The 17,414-nt window shown below is 65.1% G+C and carries 15 protein-coding genes; 8 read left to right on the top strand and 7 right to left on the bottom strand.

What is annotated here, in order from left to right; translation table 11 throughout:
- Positions 1 to 30 precede the first annotated feature (30 nt).
- Complete coding sequence (locus V3328_RS05590; RefSeq protein WP_340328630.1) at positions 31 to 2,106, top strand: M3 family metallopeptidase; 2,076 nt, start codon at positions 31 to 33, stop codon at positions 2,104 to 2,106.
- Between the two features lie 141 nt (positions 2,107 to 2,247).
- On the top strand, positions 2,248 to 3,492 hold the full coding sequence (locus V3328_RS05585) for a hypothetical protein (protein WP_340328629.1): 1,245 nt from the start codon (positions 2,248 to 2,250) through the stop codon (positions 3,490 to 3,492).
- A 130-nt stretch (positions 3,493 to 3,622) separates the two neighbouring features.
- Here the strand turns inward: V3328_RS05585 and gntR are convergent, their stop codons facing one another.
- Positions 3,623 to 4,684 (bottom strand): HTH-type transcriptional regulator GntR, encoded by a 1,062-nt coding sequence (gene gntR, locus V3328_RS05580; protein ID WP_378758997.1) that lies wholly within the window; start codon positions 4,682 to 4,684, stop codon positions 3,623 to 3,625.
- 285 nt (positions 4,685 to 4,969) lie between these two features.
- Here gntR and V3328_RS05575 point away from each other — a divergent pair, with 285 nt between their 5' ends.
- The 4 genes from V3328_RS05575 (at position 4,970) to V3328_RS05560 (ending at position 9,720) form a co-directional block, all read left to right on the top strand.
- Complete coding sequence (locus V3328_RS05575; RefSeq protein ID WP_340328627.1) at positions 4,970 to 6,112, top strand: sugar ABC transporter substrate-binding protein; 1,143 nt, start codon at positions 4,970 to 4,972, stop codon at positions 6,110 to 6,112.
- An 84-nt stretch (positions 6,113 to 6,196) separates the two neighbouring features.
- The gene (locus V3328_RS05570; RefSeq protein WP_340328626.1) at positions 6,197 to 7,756 is read left to right on the top strand and encodes a sugar ABC transporter ATP-binding protein; all 1,560 of its coding nucleotides are present in this window, start codon (positions 6,197 to 6,199) and stop codon (positions 7,754 to 7,756) included.
- Positions 7,753 to 8,733, top strand: coding sequence for an ABC transporter permease (locus V3328_RS05565; protein WP_340328625.1), 981 nt, complete (start codon positions 7,753 to 7,755; stop codon positions 8,731 to 8,733). Before V3328_RS05570 ends, V3328_RS05565 begins: the two co-directional genes overlap by 4 nt.
- A 6-nt stretch (positions 8,734 to 8,739) precedes the next feature.
- Positions 8,740 to 9,720 (top strand): ABC transporter permease, encoded by a 981-nt coding sequence (locus V3328_RS05560; protein WP_340328624.1) that lies wholly within the window; start codon positions 8,740 to 8,742, stop codon positions 9,718 to 9,720.
- A 21-nt stretch (positions 9,721 to 9,741) separates the two neighbouring features.
- Here the strand turns inward: V3328_RS05560 and V3328_RS05555 are convergent, their stop codons facing one another.
- Entirely contained in the window at positions 9,742 to 11,457 is a 1,716-nt protein-coding gene (locus V3328_RS05555; RefSeq protein ID WP_340328623.1) for a thiamine pyrophosphate-dependent enzyme, read from the bottom strand.
- 316 nt (positions 11,458 to 11,773) lie between these two features.
- On the opposite strand from V3328_RS05555, the gene V3328_RS05550 reads away from it, so the two are divergent.
- Positions 11,774 to 12,415 carry a TetR/AcrR family transcriptional regulator gene (locus V3328_RS05550; protein WP_340328622.1) on the top strand — a complete coding sequence of 214 codons (642 nt, stop codon included), beginning with the start codon at positions 11,774 to 11,776 and terminating at the stop codon, positions 12,413 to 12,415.
- On the opposite strand, the gene V3328_RS05545 is transcribed toward V3328_RS05550, so the two are convergent.
- A complete protein-coding gene (locus tag V3328_RS05545; protein ID WP_340328621.1) occupies positions 12,416 to 12,991 on the bottom strand; it encodes a cysteine hydrolase family protein in 576 nt (191 codons plus the stop codon).
- Positions 12,992 to 13,083: 92 nt separating this feature from the next.
- Here V3328_RS05545 and V3328_RS05540 point away from each other — a divergent pair, with 92 nt between their 5' ends.
- Positions 13,084 to 13,986, top strand: coding sequence for an MBL fold metallo-hydrolase (locus V3328_RS05540; protein WP_340328620.1), 903 nt, complete (start codon positions 13,084 to 13,086; stop codon positions 13,984 to 13,986).
- 30 nt (positions 13,987 to 14,016) lie between these two features.
- Here the strand turns inward: V3328_RS05540 and V3328_RS05535 are convergent, their stop codons facing one another.
- Genes V3328_RS05535 through V3328_RS05520 form a run of 4 tightly spaced genes read right to left on the bottom strand, consistent with a single transcriptional unit; the run spans position 14,017 to position 17,406 of the window.
- Positions 14,017 to 15,030, bottom strand: a complete 1,014-nt coding sequence (locus V3328_RS05535; RefSeq protein WP_340328619.1) for a branched-chain amino acid ABC transporter permease — start codon at positions 15,028 to 15,030, stop codon at positions 14,017 to 14,019.
- Entirely contained in the window at positions 15,030 to 15,914 is an 885-nt protein-coding gene (locus tag V3328_RS05530) for a branched-chain amino acid ABC transporter permease (protein WP_340328618.1), read from the bottom strand. The genes V3328_RS05535 and V3328_RS05530 overlap by 1 nt, the downstream gene beginning before the upstream one ends.
- A complete protein-coding gene (locus tag V3328_RS05525) occupies positions 15,914 to 16,687 on the bottom strand; it encodes an ABC transporter ATP-binding protein (protein ID WP_340328617.1) in 774 nt (257 codons plus the stop codon). Before V3328_RS05525 ends, V3328_RS05530 begins: the two co-directional genes overlap by 1 nt.
- Complete coding sequence (locus V3328_RS05520) at positions 16,684 to 17,406, bottom strand: ABC transporter ATP-binding protein (RefSeq protein WP_340328616.1); 723 nt, start codon at positions 17,404 to 17,406, stop codon at positions 16,684 to 16,686. Before V3328_RS05520 ends, V3328_RS05525 begins: the two co-directional genes overlap by 4 nt.
- Positions 17,407 to 17,414: the final 8 nt, after the last annotated feature.

Raw genomic sequence — 17,414 nt, 5'->3', positions numbered from 1 at the left:
AACAGTCCTCGAACCGCGGTTGCCCACCCCATGACGTCAAACAAGCCCGGCACCACCCATCAATCGGCAAATCCGCTCCTTCGCGACTGGCACACGCCGCACGCGGTGCCACCGTTTGCAGAGATCGACGTGGCGCATTTTGCGCCCGCATTCGAAGCGGCACTGAAGGAACACGATGCCGAGCTCGCCGCAATCGCGGGGGATCCCGGCGAGCCGACCTTCGACAACACGATCGTGGCGCTGGAGAAGAGCGGCCAGTCCTTGCGCCGCGTCTCCTCCGTCTTCTTCAACCTCGCCGGCGCCCACACGAACGACGCACTGCAGGCGATCGAGCGGGAAATCGCTCCTGTCCTCTCCCGCCACAGCTCGGCCATCTTCCTGAACGAAAGCCTGTTTTCCCGGGTCGACGACCTGTTCGCTCGCACCGACGCGCTCGGCCTGGATAGCGAACAGGCGCGCGTGCTGGAGCGTTACCACACGGCTTTCGTGCGCAACGGGGCTTCTCTCGATCCAGAGGGCAAGAAGCGCGTCTCGGAAATTGCCGAGCGGCTAGCAACGCTCGGCATCCGGTTCGGGCAGAACGTGCTTGCCGACGAAAAGGACTTTGCCCTGGTTCTGGAGAGCGAGGAGGATCTTGCCGGCCTTCCGGAAACACTTGTCGATGCCGCCGCCCAGGCCGCGGCGGACCGGGGCCTGCCCGGCAAGCACGTGATCACCCTGTCGCGGTCGAGTATCGAGCCGTTCCTTCAGTATTCCGCACGGCGCGACCTCCGCGAGACTGCCTTCAACGCCTGGATCGCGCGCGGCGAGCGGGGTGGCGAGACGGACAACCGCTCCATCATTGCCGAGATGGTGGCGCTGCGGGCCGAGCGCGCGGCGCTGCAGGGCTACCAGAGTTTCGCCCATTTCCGGCTCGACGATTCCATGGCAGGTACTCCCGAGGCAGCGCTCGGCCTGCTTCAGACGGTGTGGGGGCCGGCTCGCGCCCGGGCGCTGAATGAGCAGGCAGCGCTGCAGGAACTGGTCAGCGAAGATGGCGCAAACTTCGAGCTGGCACCGTGGGACTGGCGCTACTACTCCGAAAGGAAGCGGGCCGCGGACTTCGACCTCGATGAAGGCAGGCTGAAGCCATACCTGCAGCTCGACCGCATCATAGACGCCGCCTTCTACACCGCAAACCGGCTGTTCGGGCTGTCGTTCACCGAACGGGACGATGTTCCAGTCTACCACCCCGACGTCCGCGTCTGGGAGGTGACCGGCCGGGACGGCCGCCATGTCGGGCTGTTCCTCGGCGACTATTTCGCCCGATCCTCCAAGCGCAGCGGCGCGTGGATGAGTTCATTCCGCAGCCAGGAAAAGCTGACCGGCGACCGCCGGCCGATCGTCGTGAACGTCTGCAATTTCGCCAAGGCGTCGGCAAACGCACCGACGCTGCTAAGCTTCGACGACGCCCACACCTTGTTTCATGAGTTCGGCCATGCCCTGCACGGCCTTCTGTCCGACGTCACCTATCCGATGATCTCCGGCACCAGCGTTGCACGCGACTTCGTCGAGTTTCCCTCGCAGATCTACGAGCACTGGCTCGAGCGGCCGGAGGTGCTGCAGAAGTTTGCGGTCCATTATCGCACCGGCGAACCGATGCCGCCGGAACTGCTCGAACGCCTGCTGGCGGCACGCAATTTCAACCAGGGTTTCGCGACGGTGGAATATCTGTCCTCGGCGATGGTCGACATGATGGTGCACATGCAGCCGCCGGGCGACGGCTTCGACATCGGGGAGTTCGAGGGGAGAAGCCTCGAGCAGATCGGAATGCCCCGCGCGATCGCCATGCGCCATCGCCCGCCGCACTTCCTCCATGTATTCGCAGGCGACGGCTACTCGGCGGCATATTACAGCTACATGTGGTCCGAAGTGCTCGATGCCGACGGCTTCGATGCATTCGTCGAGGCCGGCGATCCATTCGATCCCGATACGGCCAACCGGCTTTACCAGCACGTCTATTCGGCCGGCGGGCGGCAGGAACCCGCAGCCGCCTACGAGGCGTTCCGGGGGCGGCCGCCGGTCGCCGATTCTCTCCTGAAGAAGCGTGGTCTTGCGGACGCCTGAACGTGACGCCTCACCGGTTCGTGCGGCAGGCCGGGCGGGGGCCATGGCTCGTTGAATTCGTCATCCGGCCGGGATAGCATTCCCTATCGTCAAGACCTCGGATCGACATTCTCCTGACAATTGATTGGATGGGCCAAAGGAATGATCAAGCGCGTCATATTGCCTACACTGTGCATATTGGCGGTCGTCACCGGAAGCGTGGCTCCCGGGCTTGCCGCCACTAAGGTCGGCAGCGAGTTTCGGGTGAACTCGAGGGCGGCCGGTAATCAGATCCAACCGGCCACCGACGGCTTCGCGGATGGAGCATCCATCGTCGTCTGGAGCTCGTCGGGCAATTCCAATCCTGATGCGCCCGAATACGACGTATTCGCCCAGTACTACAACAAGAAGGGCAACAATACCCGGGGCGGCTCCTTCCGGGTGAACGGCTACACGAACGACAACCAGACGAATCCGGACGTGGCCACGCTCGAGAACGGCGGCTTCGTCGTCGTCTGGACTTCGGAGGGCCAGGACGGATCGATATCGAGCATCTACGCCCGTCGATTCGACAAGAACGGGAACAAGGTCGGCAAGGAGTTCCGGGTCAACACGTATAACGACGAAGACCAGTTCTCCCCGCGTGTAGCCGGGCTGAGCAACGGCGGCTTCGTCGTCGTGTGGGGGTCCTGGGACCAGGACGGATCGCAAGGCGGCGTCTACGCACAGCGCTACAACAAGAAGGGCAAGCCGGCGGGCGGCGAATTCAGGGTGAACACCACCACGCAGTACAGCCAGCTCTATCCCGCGATTGCGAGCCTCAAGAACGGAGGATTCGTCGTCGTGTGGAGTTCGACGTTTGCTTCAGTCAACGATCCCACCAAACTCTTCGGGCAACGATTTACTGGCAAGGGCGCCAAGGTGGGATCGCAGTTTCCGGTTAGCGCCAAGGACCACCATGCGCGAAACCCGGACGTGGCGGTGCTCACGAACGGAGATTTCGTGGTCGCCTGGACGTATAGCGGGGTCGGCGGGGGCACATACAGCGTCTACGCCCAGCGCTTCTATCAAAAGGCGAAGAAAAAAGGCGGAGAATTCCGGCTCAACGCAAAGAACAAGGGCGACCAGCTTGCGCCAAGGATTGCTGCCCTCCCCAAGGCCAAGTTCGTCGGGACGTGGTCCGAGGCAACCAATTTCGCGGTGCCCTCGACCTACGACATCAAGAGCGGCGTGTTCAACAAGAAGGGCAAGCGGGTCGGCAAGGAATACACGGTCAACACCTTTAAGAACGGCCGCCAGAACCAGTCGGACGTAGCTCGCCTCGGCGACAGGGGCTATCTGATCGTCTGGAAATCGGAGGATCAGGACACCTCCGGCGACGGCATCTACGGGCAGCGGTACAAGTAGCCTGCCGAGCGCAGGGGATCGCCGCAGTGCCGCGGTTCCGGCCAACGGATACCAGCGGCACGCAAGTCGGGAAACCGGCGGCCGCAGAAATGGCTCGCGGTCAGCCCCTCGAGGGTCGGACGCGCCCCGTCTACGTTCCGCCTGGCCGCTTTGGCCTGGTGCTCTCGCGCTCGACGATCGTAAAGCCCAGGTCGATGCGTCGCTCTTCAGGGCGGTTGCCGGAACCGCGGACGACGTCGAGCACGATCTCGGCGGCGCGCCGGGCGATCTCGTAGCGCGGGGTCGAAACCGACGTCAGCGCCGGATAGGAGCTGGCACAGAACTCCAGATCGTTGAAGCCGATGATCGACAGGTCTTCCGGCACCCGGATACCGCGGCGCTGACACTCGAACAGTGCCCCCAGCGCCAGATCGTCGTTGCAGCAGAACACCGCCTCCATGTCCGGCGTCGAGGCCAGACCTTCGGCGAACATCTCGGCTCCGAGCGCGAAGGTGGACGGCCGCCTGGTGCTGGCCACCAGCAGGTTCGTATCCTGGCCGAACTCCTCCATGGCCCGCCGGTAGCCCTCCATGCGGCGGCGCGCGCGAGGCTCCAGGCGCGCGGCGACATGGCCGATGCGGCGGAACCCGAGATCCAGAAGGTAGCGCGTCGCCGCGTATCCGGCGTCGACCTGGGAAAGGCCGATGTTGATGTCGATGGGATCGTCGGCGAGTTCCATGGTCTGGACGACAGGAATGCCGGCGTTTTCCAGAAGCTTTCGGGCGTGGTCGGTCTGATCGATGCCGGCGACGATCATCGCCTCGGGATGCTGCCCCAGCAGCGTCGAGATGGCGCGTTCCTCGTCGACGAGCGCATAGCGCGAATTCAGCACCAGAACCTGGAACCCGGCGGGCTGGAAGATGTCGTGCAGCGCCTTGAGGTAGTCGGCGAAGACGATGTTGGTGAGCGACGGTACTACGACGCCGATCGTGCCGGTGCGTGCCGACGCCAGGGCGCTTGCCAGCTGGTTGGGGATATAGCCGAGCTCGCGCACGGAAACGTCGATGCGCTCGCGCAGGTCGAGCGAAACCATGTCCGGCTGCCTGAGTGCGCGCGACACCGTCACCGCGCTGACACCGGCATGGCTTGCCACGTCACTCAGCGTCGTGCGCCGGCGCGAGCGCCCTTGAGAGTTTTTCGGAACCTGCGTCATCCCCTGCCAACACGTTTTGCGTAGCACGATTCCGCCTGACGTTCAGCCACGGCGGCGACACTGCGACCCTCCAAAACGCTTGATGTATTTATCATCTCATGCGGACAAGTGAGGGCAATTGACAGCGCTTTCATCTATGCATATCATACCCCGACAAAAAAGTTCTGCAGAAAATACCATGTTCTTTCAGAAGAATGTGCGCCTTTCCTGCTGCCTGCGCAGAGTCGACGTTTATTGAAATGTGGCCTTTGCGCTCAGAAAAATAGAATCCCGGGAGGAACGGAAATGAAAACCTTAACCAGCGTATCTGCCTGCTTGGGCATCGGCACGCTCGCCGCCGCTGCGCTTGCCTTCTCCGCTCCGGCGCGCGCCGAGGGACCGGAGATCGTTGCCGGACCGGCGGCGGATGCCGAGTGCTTCGTGCCGTGGAGTGCCGACACGAAGTTCTTCAAGTACCCGGCGAAGGAAGGGCCCTACCGGATCGCACTTGCCAACGGCTACATCGCCAATACCTGGCGCATCCAGATGATCAAGACCGCCAAGGCCTATGCCGAGCAGCCTGAGGTCGCCGAGAAACTCGAGGAGTTCAAGGTCGTCTCGACCGGCGAGGACGTCGCCGCGCAGATATCCGCGATCAACAACTTCATCGACTCCGGCTACGACGCGATCGTCGTCAATGCCCAGAACCCGAAGGCCTTCGCCCCGGTGATCAAGCGCGCCAAGGACGCCGGGGTCATCCTCGTCGCCTTCGACAACATTCTCGACACCGAGGACGCCATCAACGTCAACGTCGACCAGAAGGGCCTCGGGGTGCTGTGGGGCGAGTGGCTGGCCAAGCATCTCCCCGACGGCGGCAAGATCCTCGAGGTCCGCGGCGTCCAGGGCACTTCGGTCGACCGCGACCGCCACGAAGGAGTCCACGAGACGCTCAACGCCACCGGCAAGACCTGGGAGATCGTCGAGGTCGACGGCAAGTGGGACGATCCGACCGCCCAGAAGGTGACGGCGGACGCGATCGCCGTGCACAAGGCCTTCGACGGCATCACGGCGCAGGGCGGCGACACCGGCATCGTGCAGGCAATGATCGACGCCGGCCACCCGATGGTGCCGTTCGGCGGCGAAACCGAAAACGGTTTCCGGAAATTCTGCGCCGAGTACTCCGACAAGGGCCTGAAATGCTCGTCGGCCGGCACCGGCCCGGCGCAGGTCGCAGTGGCGATCAAGACGGCGATCGCCGCGCTGGAGGGCCAGGTCGTTCCCCAATCCGTCAAGCTTCCCACCGCGATCGTCGAGGACCCGAACTTCAAGGAAGGCGAGAATTTCTACCCCGGCCAGTCCGACAACTTCTTCGTCGGCAACTCCTTCCCGACCTGCGGCATCAACTTCACGGCGCAGGAAATCATGGGCCAGTCGGAAGCCAACGACTGACCGGGGAACCGGCCGTCAGCTGAAACACAAGCATGTCGAGGCGCCGCCGGATCGGACCGGCGGCGCTTCCGGTCGGGGGACGACATGGCACCAAGCGAGCCGCTGTTCCGGATGGAGGGGATTTCGAAGCGCTATGGCGGCGTCCATGCGCTCGAGAAGGCCGAGCTCGCGGTCGAAGCCGGGCGCATCCATGCCCTTCTCGGCGAGAACGGCGCCGGCAAGTCGACCCTCATCAAGGTGATGTCCGGCGTGGTGGCGCCGGACGAAGGGCGGATGACGCTCGACGGCCGCGAGATCGCGTTCGATTCGCCGGCGGCCGCCAACCGTGCCGGCATCGTCTGCATCTTCCAGGAGCTCTCGCTCATCCCGGACCTGTCGGTTGCCGACAACATCGCGATTTCCAATCCGCCGACTCGGTTCGGACTGATCGACCGCCGCCGACAACGCCGGATCGCCGAAGACGCGCTGGCGCGGGCGGGCGCGGAGGACATCCATCCGCGCGCCCTCGTCAAGGACCTGCCGCTGTCGCGCCGTCAGATGGTCGAGATCGCCAAGGCCCTGGCGCGCGATCCGCGCATCCTCATCCTCGACGAAGCGACATCGGCGCTGACCCAGGCGGACGTCACCAGGATCTTCGACGTCCTGAAGCGGCTGCGCGCGGACGGCCTGGCGCTGCTCTACATTTCGCACCGCATGCACGAGATCACCGAACTCGCCGACGACTGCACTGTCTTCCGCAACGGCCGCAACGTCGCGACCTATCTCGCCGGCACCAAGACCGACAACGAAGTCGTCGAGATGATGATCGGGCGCGAGTACAGCCACATCTTCCCGGCCAAGCCGGAAACTGCGGACATGCGCAAGCCGCCGGTGCTCGAGGTCCGGAACCTCTCGTGGAACGACCGCGTGAAGGACATTTCCTTTGCGGTGCGACCCGGCGAGGTGGTCGGACTGGGCGGCCTCGACGGCCAGGGCCAGCGCGAACTTCTGCTCGCCCTGTTCGGCGTGCTGCGCGGGGTAACGGGCGATCTGATCATCGACGGCAAACCGACCACGATTTCGAGCCCGCGTTTTGCCAAGAGCGAGCGGGTCGGGATGGCCCTCATCCCCGAGGACCGCAAGACGGAGGGGCTCATGCTGCCGATGTCTGTGCGCGACAACCTGTCCTTCGCGACACTGGACCGGCTATCACGGGGAGGCATCATCGACACGGCTGCCGAGCACGCCAAGATCGAGGAAATGATCAGGCTGCTGGCGATCCGGACGGCCGGCACCGGTATTCCGGTCGGCGCGTTGTCGGGCGGCAACCAGCAGAAGGTCGTCATCGCCAAGTGGCTCATGCGGGGCCCCCGCATCATCCTCCTCAACGATCCGACACGCGGTATCGACGTCGGCACCAAGCAGGAGATCTACCAACTGCTCCGGAGGCTCGCCGATGCCGGCGACGCGATCATCTTCTACTCCACCGATTACGACGAACTGATCGGCTGCTGCGACCGCGTGCTCGTCCTCTACGACGGCGCGGTCAAGCGCGAACTGATCGGCGATGGAATCACCGAACATGCGCTGGTCGCCAGCGCCCTGAACATCGACGAGGGCAACGGAGGCGGAGCCATGGCAGCCACGGTTGCGGCCGGCACATGACGGAGTGGCGATACCTCGTCAACGACAATCGCGGCACGCTGCTGGCGATCGCCATCTTCGTCGTGATGTTCACGATCTATGTCTCGAACCATCCGGCGGGGCTGACCTCGAACGTGGTCACGACCGCTTCCAACAAGGGCGTTCTCCTCGCCTTCGTTGCGATGGCGCAGACGCTGGTCGTCCTGACGGCGGGAATTGATCTTTCCGTAGGGATGATCTTCGTCCTCACGAACTGCCTGGCCTCGGGCCTGGTCTTCGGCACGGCGCTGGAAACCACGATCGGGGTCGTAGCGGTCCTGGGCGCTGGCCTGGGATGCGGCGCGCTGAACGGTCTCATCGTCATTTACGGACGCCTTCAGCCGATCGTCACGACGATCGCCACCGGAGCAGTCTTCTATGGGATCGCCCTGGCGTTGCGGCCGGTTCCCGGCGGCGAGGTCAATCCGGTGCTCGCCGACGCGCTGACCGGCAAGCTGTTCGGATTCTTTCCGGCAAGCCTGGCGACGCTGATCCTGGTGGTCCTGGTCGTCTGGATCCCGTTCCGCCGCTCCGTGCTCGGCCGCGCCGCCTACGCCGTCGGCTCGTCTGACCAGGCCGCCTACATGTCAGGCGTGCCGATAAAGGCCGGCAAGTTCGCTGCCTACGCGCTTGGCGGGCTTCTGGCGTCCATCGGCGGGCTCTTCCTGACCTTCTTCACCTACTCCGGGGAGGCATCGGCAGCAAACGGCAACACCTACACGCTGTTTGCCATCGCCGCAGTCGTGCTGGGCGGGGTGTCGCTGTATGGAGGGGTGGGCAGCGCGATCGGCGCGATCTTCGGGGCACTGGCGTTCCGTACGATCGGCGACCTGCTGTTCGTCTTCGATCTCGAGCCGTTGTGGCAGCCGCTGTTCCAGGGCGTCGTGCTGTTTGCGGCCGTATGCCTCGGATCGCTCAGGCTGATCCAGGTCCGCAACCGCCTGGAATACTTCCGGTAGACGATCATGAGCAGCGATCACCTGAGCCAGACCTCGCGCGTGCCTATGTTCCGCCGGATCGATCCGGCCGTCCTCATCGCGTTCGGGTGCATCGTCGCTCTGCTGCTGGTCGGCAGTCTCTACTCGTCGAGCTTCCTGTCGCCGGAATATCTGTTGCAGCAGTTGAAGGTGGCGTCCTTCCTCGGCGTGATCGCGACGGGCATGATGATGGTCATCCTGCTCGGCCATATCGATCTCTCCGTACCGTGGGTGGTTGCGGTCGGCGGCATGATGTCGACGGCGATGGCGGCGTACGGTCCTCTCGGCGAGGCACTGGCGATCCCCTTCGGCGTCTTGTGCGGCGTCATTCTCGGGCTCGTCAGCGGCATCGGCGTCGCCTATCTGCGCATCCCCTCGATGATCATCACGCTCGCCGTCAACGCGGTGGCGCAGGGGCTGATGGTGGTGCACACCGGCGGCTTCTCGCCGCAGGACGCGGCGTCCGGCGCCATGCGCTACCTGGCGACCGGCTTCATCATTCCCGGCGTGCCGAACGCCGTGCTGGTCTGGGGCGTCGTCGGCGCGGTCGCGGTGTTCGTCCTGACGCGGACGACCTTCGGACGATCGATCTACGGGATCGGCAACCAGGAGCGCGCCGCCTATCTGTCCGGGATCGACGCCCGGCGCGCGGTGATGCTCGTGTTCGCCACGGCGGGCGGTCTCAGCGCCTTCGGCGGCGTGCTGCTGGCGGGGTACGCCAGCAAGGCGGCGCAGGCGATGGGCGACCCCTACCTGCTGCCGGCGATCGCGGCCGTGGTCCTCGGCGGCACCTCGATCCTCGGCGGCCGGGGAACCTATCTCGGCACGGTCGCCGGGGTCATCCTGATCACGCTGCTGCAGTCGATCCTGTCGGTCATGCAGATGCCCGAGGCCGGCCGCCAGATCATCTACGGTGCAGTCATCGTCGCCATGCTTCTGCTCTACGGGCGGGAAAAACTCCTGCGCTGACCCTCCCGTCCCGGGCGCCTGCTACTTCAGCACGTTGCTGTCGACCAGCTTCCAGACGTCGCTCAGCCGGCCGTCCAGCACCGCCTTGGCGCCGTAGATCGCCGTCGACACGACCTCGCTTGCCTCGACGATCGGCGGCATCACCAGCTCCATCCGATTGACCGCGACGTCGAGCAGGGCCGGCCCGGGCTGCGCCAGCCATTCGCGCATCGCACCCTCGAGATCGTCGGCGTTGTCGACGCGGGCGCCGTAAAGTCCGCACGCCCGGGCGACCGCGCCGAAATCGGGGTTCTTGAGTCCGGTGTAGCTGTCGAGCAGTCCTTCGACCTTCATCTCCATCTCGACGAAGCCGAGCGTGTTGTTCTGGAACACCACGAGCTTCACCGGCAGTTCCTCCTGCACCAGCGTCAGAAGATCGCCCATCAGCATGGTCATGCCGCCGTCGCCGCACATCGCGATGACCTGGCGGCCGGGATGCGATTTCTGGCAACCGATGGCCATTGGATAGCCATTGGCCATCGAGCCGTGCAGCAGGCTCGTCAGGAAGCGGCGCCTGCCGTTGGCGCGGATGTAGCGAAGCATCCAGACGAACGGCGTACCGACGTCGCAGGTGAAGATGGCGTCGTCGGCCGCCAGCCCGTCGAGTGTCTTGGCGACGAACTGGGGATGGATCAGGTCGGGAGATTTCTCCTTCGTCTGGTCGTCCAGCTCCTTCAGACTCGACTGGTGCTCCTTCAGGCATTTCTGCAGGAAGCTGTCGTCGCTGCGCTCCTCGAGCTTCGGCAGGAGCGCCGCGATAGTGTCCTTGACGTTGCCGACGAGCCCGAGCGCCACGGGAACGCGACGGCCGATATGGGTCGGATCGTTGTCGATCTGAACGATCCTGGCGTCCTTCGGGTAGAATTGCGTCCACGCGAAGTTGGTCCCCAGGCACAACAGGAGATCGCAGTTTTCCACCGCCTCGAAGCCCGACTTGATGCCGATGATCCCTGTCATCGAGACGTCGAATGGATTGTCGTACTCGAGAAACTCCTTGGCTCGCGATGTGTGGGCGACCGGCGCCTTCAGTTTCGCGGCCAGCGCAACGACCTCGTCATGGGCGTCGCGGCAGCCGTAGCCGCCATAGATGGTGATCTTCTTGGCCGCACCGATCATGTCGACGAGCTTGTCGAGTTCCTCCTCGCGCGGCCGCAGTACCGGATCGGGCACCGACACGCTCCAGTGGATCGAGTCCGCCGTCCTGGCCTTGGTGGTATCTCCGTTGACGACGATCACGGCGACGCCGCGTTTGGTCAGCGCCGCCTGCGCCGCCATCACCGTGATCCGCCGCGCCTGGTCGGGATGGGCGATGTACTCGCAGAACACGGAGCACTGCTCGTAGATCTTCTTCTGGTCGACGGACTGGGGAAAATCGAAGCCTTCCTGGACGCTGTCGATCTGCGAGGCGATCAGTACGACCGGCGCGCCATTGCGGTGGCTTTCGAAGATCCCGTTGATGAAATGCAGGCTGCCCGGGCCGGTGGAGCCGGCGCACAGCGTCAGTTCCCCGGTCATATAGGAATCCGCCCCGGCGGCGAAACCGGCCACCTCTTCGTGGCGGACGTGGATCCAGTCCATGCCCTTCCGCCGCATCGAGTCGGTGACGTAGTTGAGGGTATCACCCACGATGCCGTAGCAGCGCCTGGCGCCCGCTTCCATCAGGGCTTCCACCATCACGTCCGCAACTGTCTTGGTCACTGTCAGAGTTCTCCCTGTTGATGGTGGCGCCCGATCCTGAACGTCGCCGACCATATTTTCAGTCGGCACACACGTAAATGCCGAGGCGATGCGATCAGCCGCCAATCACTCCTGCACAACGCTCCCGCAGCCCGATACTCGGTTTTGGGTTTGACGGTCCGGGCATTCAGGATAGGTTCGCGGTGTCCGACGGGCTGGCGATATCGCCGGGTCCATACAATCGATGATTTCCACACCGCGTGCAGCGCCGGCGCCGAAGACGTCCCGGTGCGGTAGCGAGGTCATGCGGCCGGTGGATGTATGGCGAAACCGATAAATGGTTCAGGTCAAGAAAGCTGAAGTGCGTGACGCGATCCTCGATGCGGCGTTCACGCTGTTCGAGGAAAAGAGCTACGCCCGCACGTCGATCGCAGAGATCGGCCGGGTGGCGGGCGTCGCCCCCTCGGGAATCTACATCTATTTCGGTTCGAAACTCGAGCTGTTCTATTGCGTCTACGAGCCCTGGCTGAAGGAACGTCTCGTCCGGCTCGAACGGGAGATCGAGCAGGTATCGGGATATCGCGCGAAGGTGCGGCGGATCGTCGAGGTGATCTGGCTCGATATCCCCAGCGAATGCAATTTCTTCGCCAACAACCTGATCCAGGCGGTCTCCACCGCAACGCCCACGGACGGCTACAGCGGAGAGCTGCTGGACTGGTGCGAGTCCCGCGTCGCAGGCATCCTGCGGGCCTCGCTGCCGCCGTCCCGGCGCAACCGTACCGATCATGCCCAGATGGCCCACGTGATCTTCATGGCATTCGACGGCTTCGCGGTACGTTCCTATCTTGGAGTACGGGCCGAGAAGATGCGCACCGCGATCGACACCATGACCGACCTGATCCTCGGCAGCGATACGGCGCCGAAGCTGTCGGCAGTGCCTCCTCCCGGTGACCCCGGGCGGCCAGAAAAACCGGCCTGACTACAGATCGATCGTCCTGCTGTCGGTAATGCTCGCAAGGTACGACATGACCTCGAGCGAGGCCGTGTGCGCCGCACCGTTTCCGGATGTGCAGCAGTCGCGGACGACAGTCACCCGGTAGCCGAGGTCGGTGGCGTGCCGCACGGTGTGCTCCACCGAGAACTGCGTCGCAAGGCCTGTCACCACGATCGTGTCGATGCCCCGCTCGCGGAGGATTTCGTCGAGACCCGTGCCGTGAAACGCGTTGTTGCCGCTGTGGACGAGGACGACATCGTCCTCGCGGGGCTCGAATCCCCTCATCGGCGCCGCACCCCAGGACCCACGCTTGACGGCACCCAGTTGCTCCACCGCATTGAACAGCCGGCAGTTGCGCGGAAGGTCGGAATAGTCCGGCGCAAACGCGATGTGGACATGGACGACCGACCAGCCCTTTTCCCGCGCTGAATCGATCAGCCCGCGGCTTGCTTCGAGGAATCGGGCCGGTTCCGGACCGTCACGATCCAGGGAAAACGGAATACGCCCGTCGGGATGGCAGATGTCGTTCTGATAGTGCAATGCGATCAGCGCGCTGGGCATCGTAATCTCCAAAAACGTATGGTATTCATTTTAAGCTTGAAGCAAACACGATTGCACATGCAATGTGAACCAGAACGGAGCAGACCGCCACAATGACCGATGCAGCCGATATGCAGGGCCCGCCCCCGCCGACCGTCGATCCGACAGGCCTGAAGGAGATCGCTGCGGGCGTCTGGATCATCGACGACAAACGCGTGCCGCTGGTGCCGAATATCGGGATCGTCGCCGGCTCCGAGGCGGTGCTCGTCGTCGACACCGGGATGGGACCGGCGAACGGCGCGAAGGTTCTCGAGGCGGCGCGCAGGGTGGCGGGCGACCGGCGACTGATCCTGACGCTGACCCACTTCCACCCTGAGCACGGATACGGCGCCCAGGCGTTCAGAGGAGAGGCCGAGATCTTCTACAACGCCGCCCAGCGGGACGAACTTGCGCAGAAGGGCGCGCCGTATCTCGGCATGTTCAAGACCTTCGGCCCCGCCGTCGCAGAGGCACTCGAAGGGACCGAGATCGTGATGCCGGACCGGGTCTACGAGGGCCGTTCCGCCGAACTCGATCTGGGCGGCCGGACGGTCGAATTTCGCACCTGGGGGCTCGCCCACACCAAGGGCGACCAGATCGTCTGGCTTCCCGCGGAGCGCGTCCTCTTCACCGGCGACCTGGCCGAAGAGCGGATCTTTCCGATCTTCCCGTGGTTTCCTCCCGAAGACGCGGATCTGGACGCGGCGCGCTGGGTCGAGATCCTGTCCGAACTGGAGGCCCTCGATCCCGCCATCGTCGTGCCGGGTCACGGCGATATCGGCGGCCCGAGCATACTTTCGGCCGTGCGCGGCTACATGGTCGATCTGGCGGCCCGGGTCGGCGCCGAGCGCAAGGCGGGCAAGGACGCCGACACGATCGTCAGAGAGCTTGCGCCGGTCATCCGCTCCGAGCATCCCGATTGGGACGCACCGGAATGGATCGACTTCGCGATCCGCTACTACGCGACGGTGTCCTGAGGCCGATCGCAAAGGTCGCCCGCGCGGACGCTATCGGCCGAACGGCCAGCCGATCTCCTTTCCGCCGGCAATGCCCTTCGGCCGGAACAGGATGATCAGCAGCATCAGCAGGGCCAGCACCACGTCGCCCAGACCGCCGGGGGCGGCGAACGTCGTGGTCCCGACGGTGACACCCACCTCGGCCTGCCGAAGGAGTTCCGTCAGTCCGGAAATGACGATCGCGCCGGCCACCGCGCCCGTCAGGCTGCCCATGCCGCCGATCACCAGCATCGCGACGATCAGGAAGGTCAGGTCGAGGTAGAACGTCTCGACCCGTACCGTTCCGAGAAAATGGGCGAGCAGCACCCCCGAAATCCCCGACAGGAAGGCGCTGACCACGAACGCGCCGATGCGGTGCCGGACCATGTTGACGCCTGAGGCCGCCGCCGCCGCCTCGTCTTCGCGCGATGCCCTCAACAGTAGCGCCGAACGCGATTCCTGGTAGGTGAAGGCGACGACGATCGCAAACAGCGCTCCAATAGTCGCGGTCCACGGGCCGACATGGATGGGCAGTCCCATCAGGGAGTTCTGGCCGCCGGTGACGGAAGACCAGTTGCCGATCACCACGTAGGTCACGACCAGGATCGCGAAGGTGGCGATGCTCGCCGAGATCCCCGACAGGCGCATCAGCGGCAGACCGACCACGAAGGCGAGCACCGCGGCAGCCGCGCCCCCGGCCAGTGCCGCCGCGAACGGCGCCCACTCCGCCGATCGGAGCCAGAGCGGGAGGTCGGGGAGGAAGACGCCCTTCGCCGCTGCCGACATCGTCAGGAGCGCCGAGACATAGGCACCGACCGCCATGAAGGCGACGTTGCCGAAGGCCAGCACCCCCGAATTTCCGACGAACACGTAGAGTCCGACCACCGCCACCAGATAGATCAGCGCCTGGGTGATGCGGCGCTGCAGGACCGTCGGCGCAAGGTCCGCCGCGACGCCGATGGCGACCACCAGCACGATCAGGCAGACCAACGGCCAGAGCCGGCGCAGCACCTGTGCCCCGGCCATCAGATCCGCTCCTTCAGGCCGCGCGCGGGAATTATGCCCTGCGGCCGGAGCAGCAGGACGAGCGCGACGGCAACGAATACGAAGGCTTCCCGGAACACCCGAAGGTCGGGCGGCAGCAGGGTTTGCAGGAGGATCGTGGTCGCGCCCACCAGAAATCCGCCGAGCGCCGCACCGGGCAGGCTGCCGAGCCCGCCGATCACGGTGCCGACGAACGCGATGACGACGAGTTGCAGGCCCATGCGCGGCTGAACCAGGCCGGTCTGCGCCACGAACAGGCAGGCCACGACCGCGGCCAGCACCGCGCTGATGGCGAAGGCGGTGGCGATCACCCGATTGGCCCGCACTCCCAACACCTGCGCCATTGCGAAGTTCTCGGCTGCGGCGCGCATCTCGAGACCGAGACGCGTCGTCCTGAGGAACCAGCTCAGGCCGACCAGGAGGATCGCGCTGACGACGATCGTGACGATCTGCAGCAGTTGCAGCCGTATCCCGGCAATCTCGACCTGCCGGGCGAGGTCCGGAAGGAAGTCGACCCCCTTCGGCCGCGAGCCGACGAACAGGATCATCGTCTTCTGCAGGAAGAAGCTCACGGCGAAGGACGAGATCAGCAGCGTCGGCGGATCCGCGGTCCGGATGGGACGGAAGGCGGCGCGCTCGATCGCAAGCGCCAGCAGCACCGAAGCCGCAAGCGCTCCGATAACGACCAGCCCCACCGGCATGTCGAACATCAGCAGGACGGCATACCCGGCGATCATGATCAGTTCGCCGTGGGCGAAATTGATCAGCCGCATGACGCCGAAGATCAGCCCGATGCCGAGCGCCGTCAGGGCGTAGAGTCCGCCGACGCTGACCGCGTCGACCAGTGTCTGGACGAGCCGGTCCATCAGGGCCTGCCTGCCGCTTCCGGCGGCGCTGCCTCGGCCATCGAGACGCCAAAATAGGCAGCGTCGAAGTCGGCGTGCGCGCGCAGTTCGTCAGGCGTACCGGCGAGCGCCAGGCGGCCGTGCCTCATGACGTAGGCGCGGTCGGCTACGGCGAAGGCGCGCGCGGCGTTCTGCTCGACCACGAGGATCGTGACACCGCCGTCGCGTATCCGCTCCAGTTCGGCATAGACCTGCTCGACGATCTTCGGGGCGAGCCCGAGCGAGGGCTCGTCGAGCATGAGCAGCGTCGGACGCGACATCAGCGCGCGGGCGATCGCCAGCATCTGCTGCTCGCCGCCCGACAGCAGCCCGGCCGGCTGGTTGCGCCTCTCGCCGAGAATCGGAAACGACTCGAAGAACGCCTGCAGATCCGACCGCACCGCCGCGTCGCGCCGGATGGTGGCGCCGAGTTGCAGGTTTTCCAGGACCGTGAGGCTGGCGAAGATATTGCGACCTTCCGGTACCAGCGCGATACCATGGCGAACGACGTTCTCCAGGCCGACCGTCTCCAGCGTTACGTCCCGCAGCAGGATCGCCCCGGCCTGAGGCCTGACCAGCCCGGCAATGGAGGACAGCAACGACGTCTTGCCGGCCCCGTTCGGGCCGACGATCGCAACGATCTCACCGGCATCGACGTGGAGACTCAGACCGTGCACCGCTGTGATCGCGCCGTAGCGCACGGTCACATCGCGCACCTGCAGGAGCGGTGCGAGGGTCGCCTCGGCGGCCGTCATCGTGCGGCACTCGCTCCCAGGTAGGCAGAGCGCACCGTCTCGTCGGCCCTGATGGCGTCCGGCGTACCCGCAGCGATCGTCCTGCCGGTGTCGAGAACATGGATATGGTCGCAGAGGCTCATCACAAGCGCCATGTTGTGTTCGATGACGAGCACGCCGCATCCGTACCTGTCGCGGATGCCGCGAATGGTCGCCGCGAGTTCGTCAGCCTCGGCCGGTGCGACGCCGGCGGCGGGTTCGTCCAGCAGGAGATGGCGCGGCTCCATCGCCAGTGCCCTGGCCAAACCGGCGCGGCGTTCCTGGCCGTAGCTCAGGCCCGTCGCCGGCAGGTCGGCCTTGTCGGCGAGGTCGAACTCTGCCAGGAGCTCCCTCGCCTTCCGGCGCGCCGCGCCACGAGCGATGCCGCGGCTGACGTAGCCCACCTCGACGTTTTCGCTGACCGTCATCGATCTGAACAGGCGGACCGCCTGGAACGTGCGCACGATACCGGATCTGGCAAAGCCGTCACGCGCGCGCCCGGTCAGGTCCTCCTCGCCCAGCCGGACCCTCCCGGCGCTCGGGCGCTGAAACCCGGACAGAACGTTGACGAGCGTCGTCTTGCCGGCCCCGTTCGGCCCGATCAGGCCGACGATCTGGCGCGGCCTGACGCGGATCGTCACGCCGTCGGTCGCAACCAGGCCGCCGAACCGGACGGTTATGGAATCCGCATTGAGGTCCACAAGCTGTC

It is taken from the genome of Microbaculum marinum, assembly GCF_037855135.1.
Lineage (GTDB): Bacteria > Pseudomonadota > Alphaproteobacteria > Rhizobiales > Tepidamorphaceae > Microbaculum > Microbaculum marinum.
This window is presented reverse-complemented; position numbering and strand designations above follow the sequence as displayed.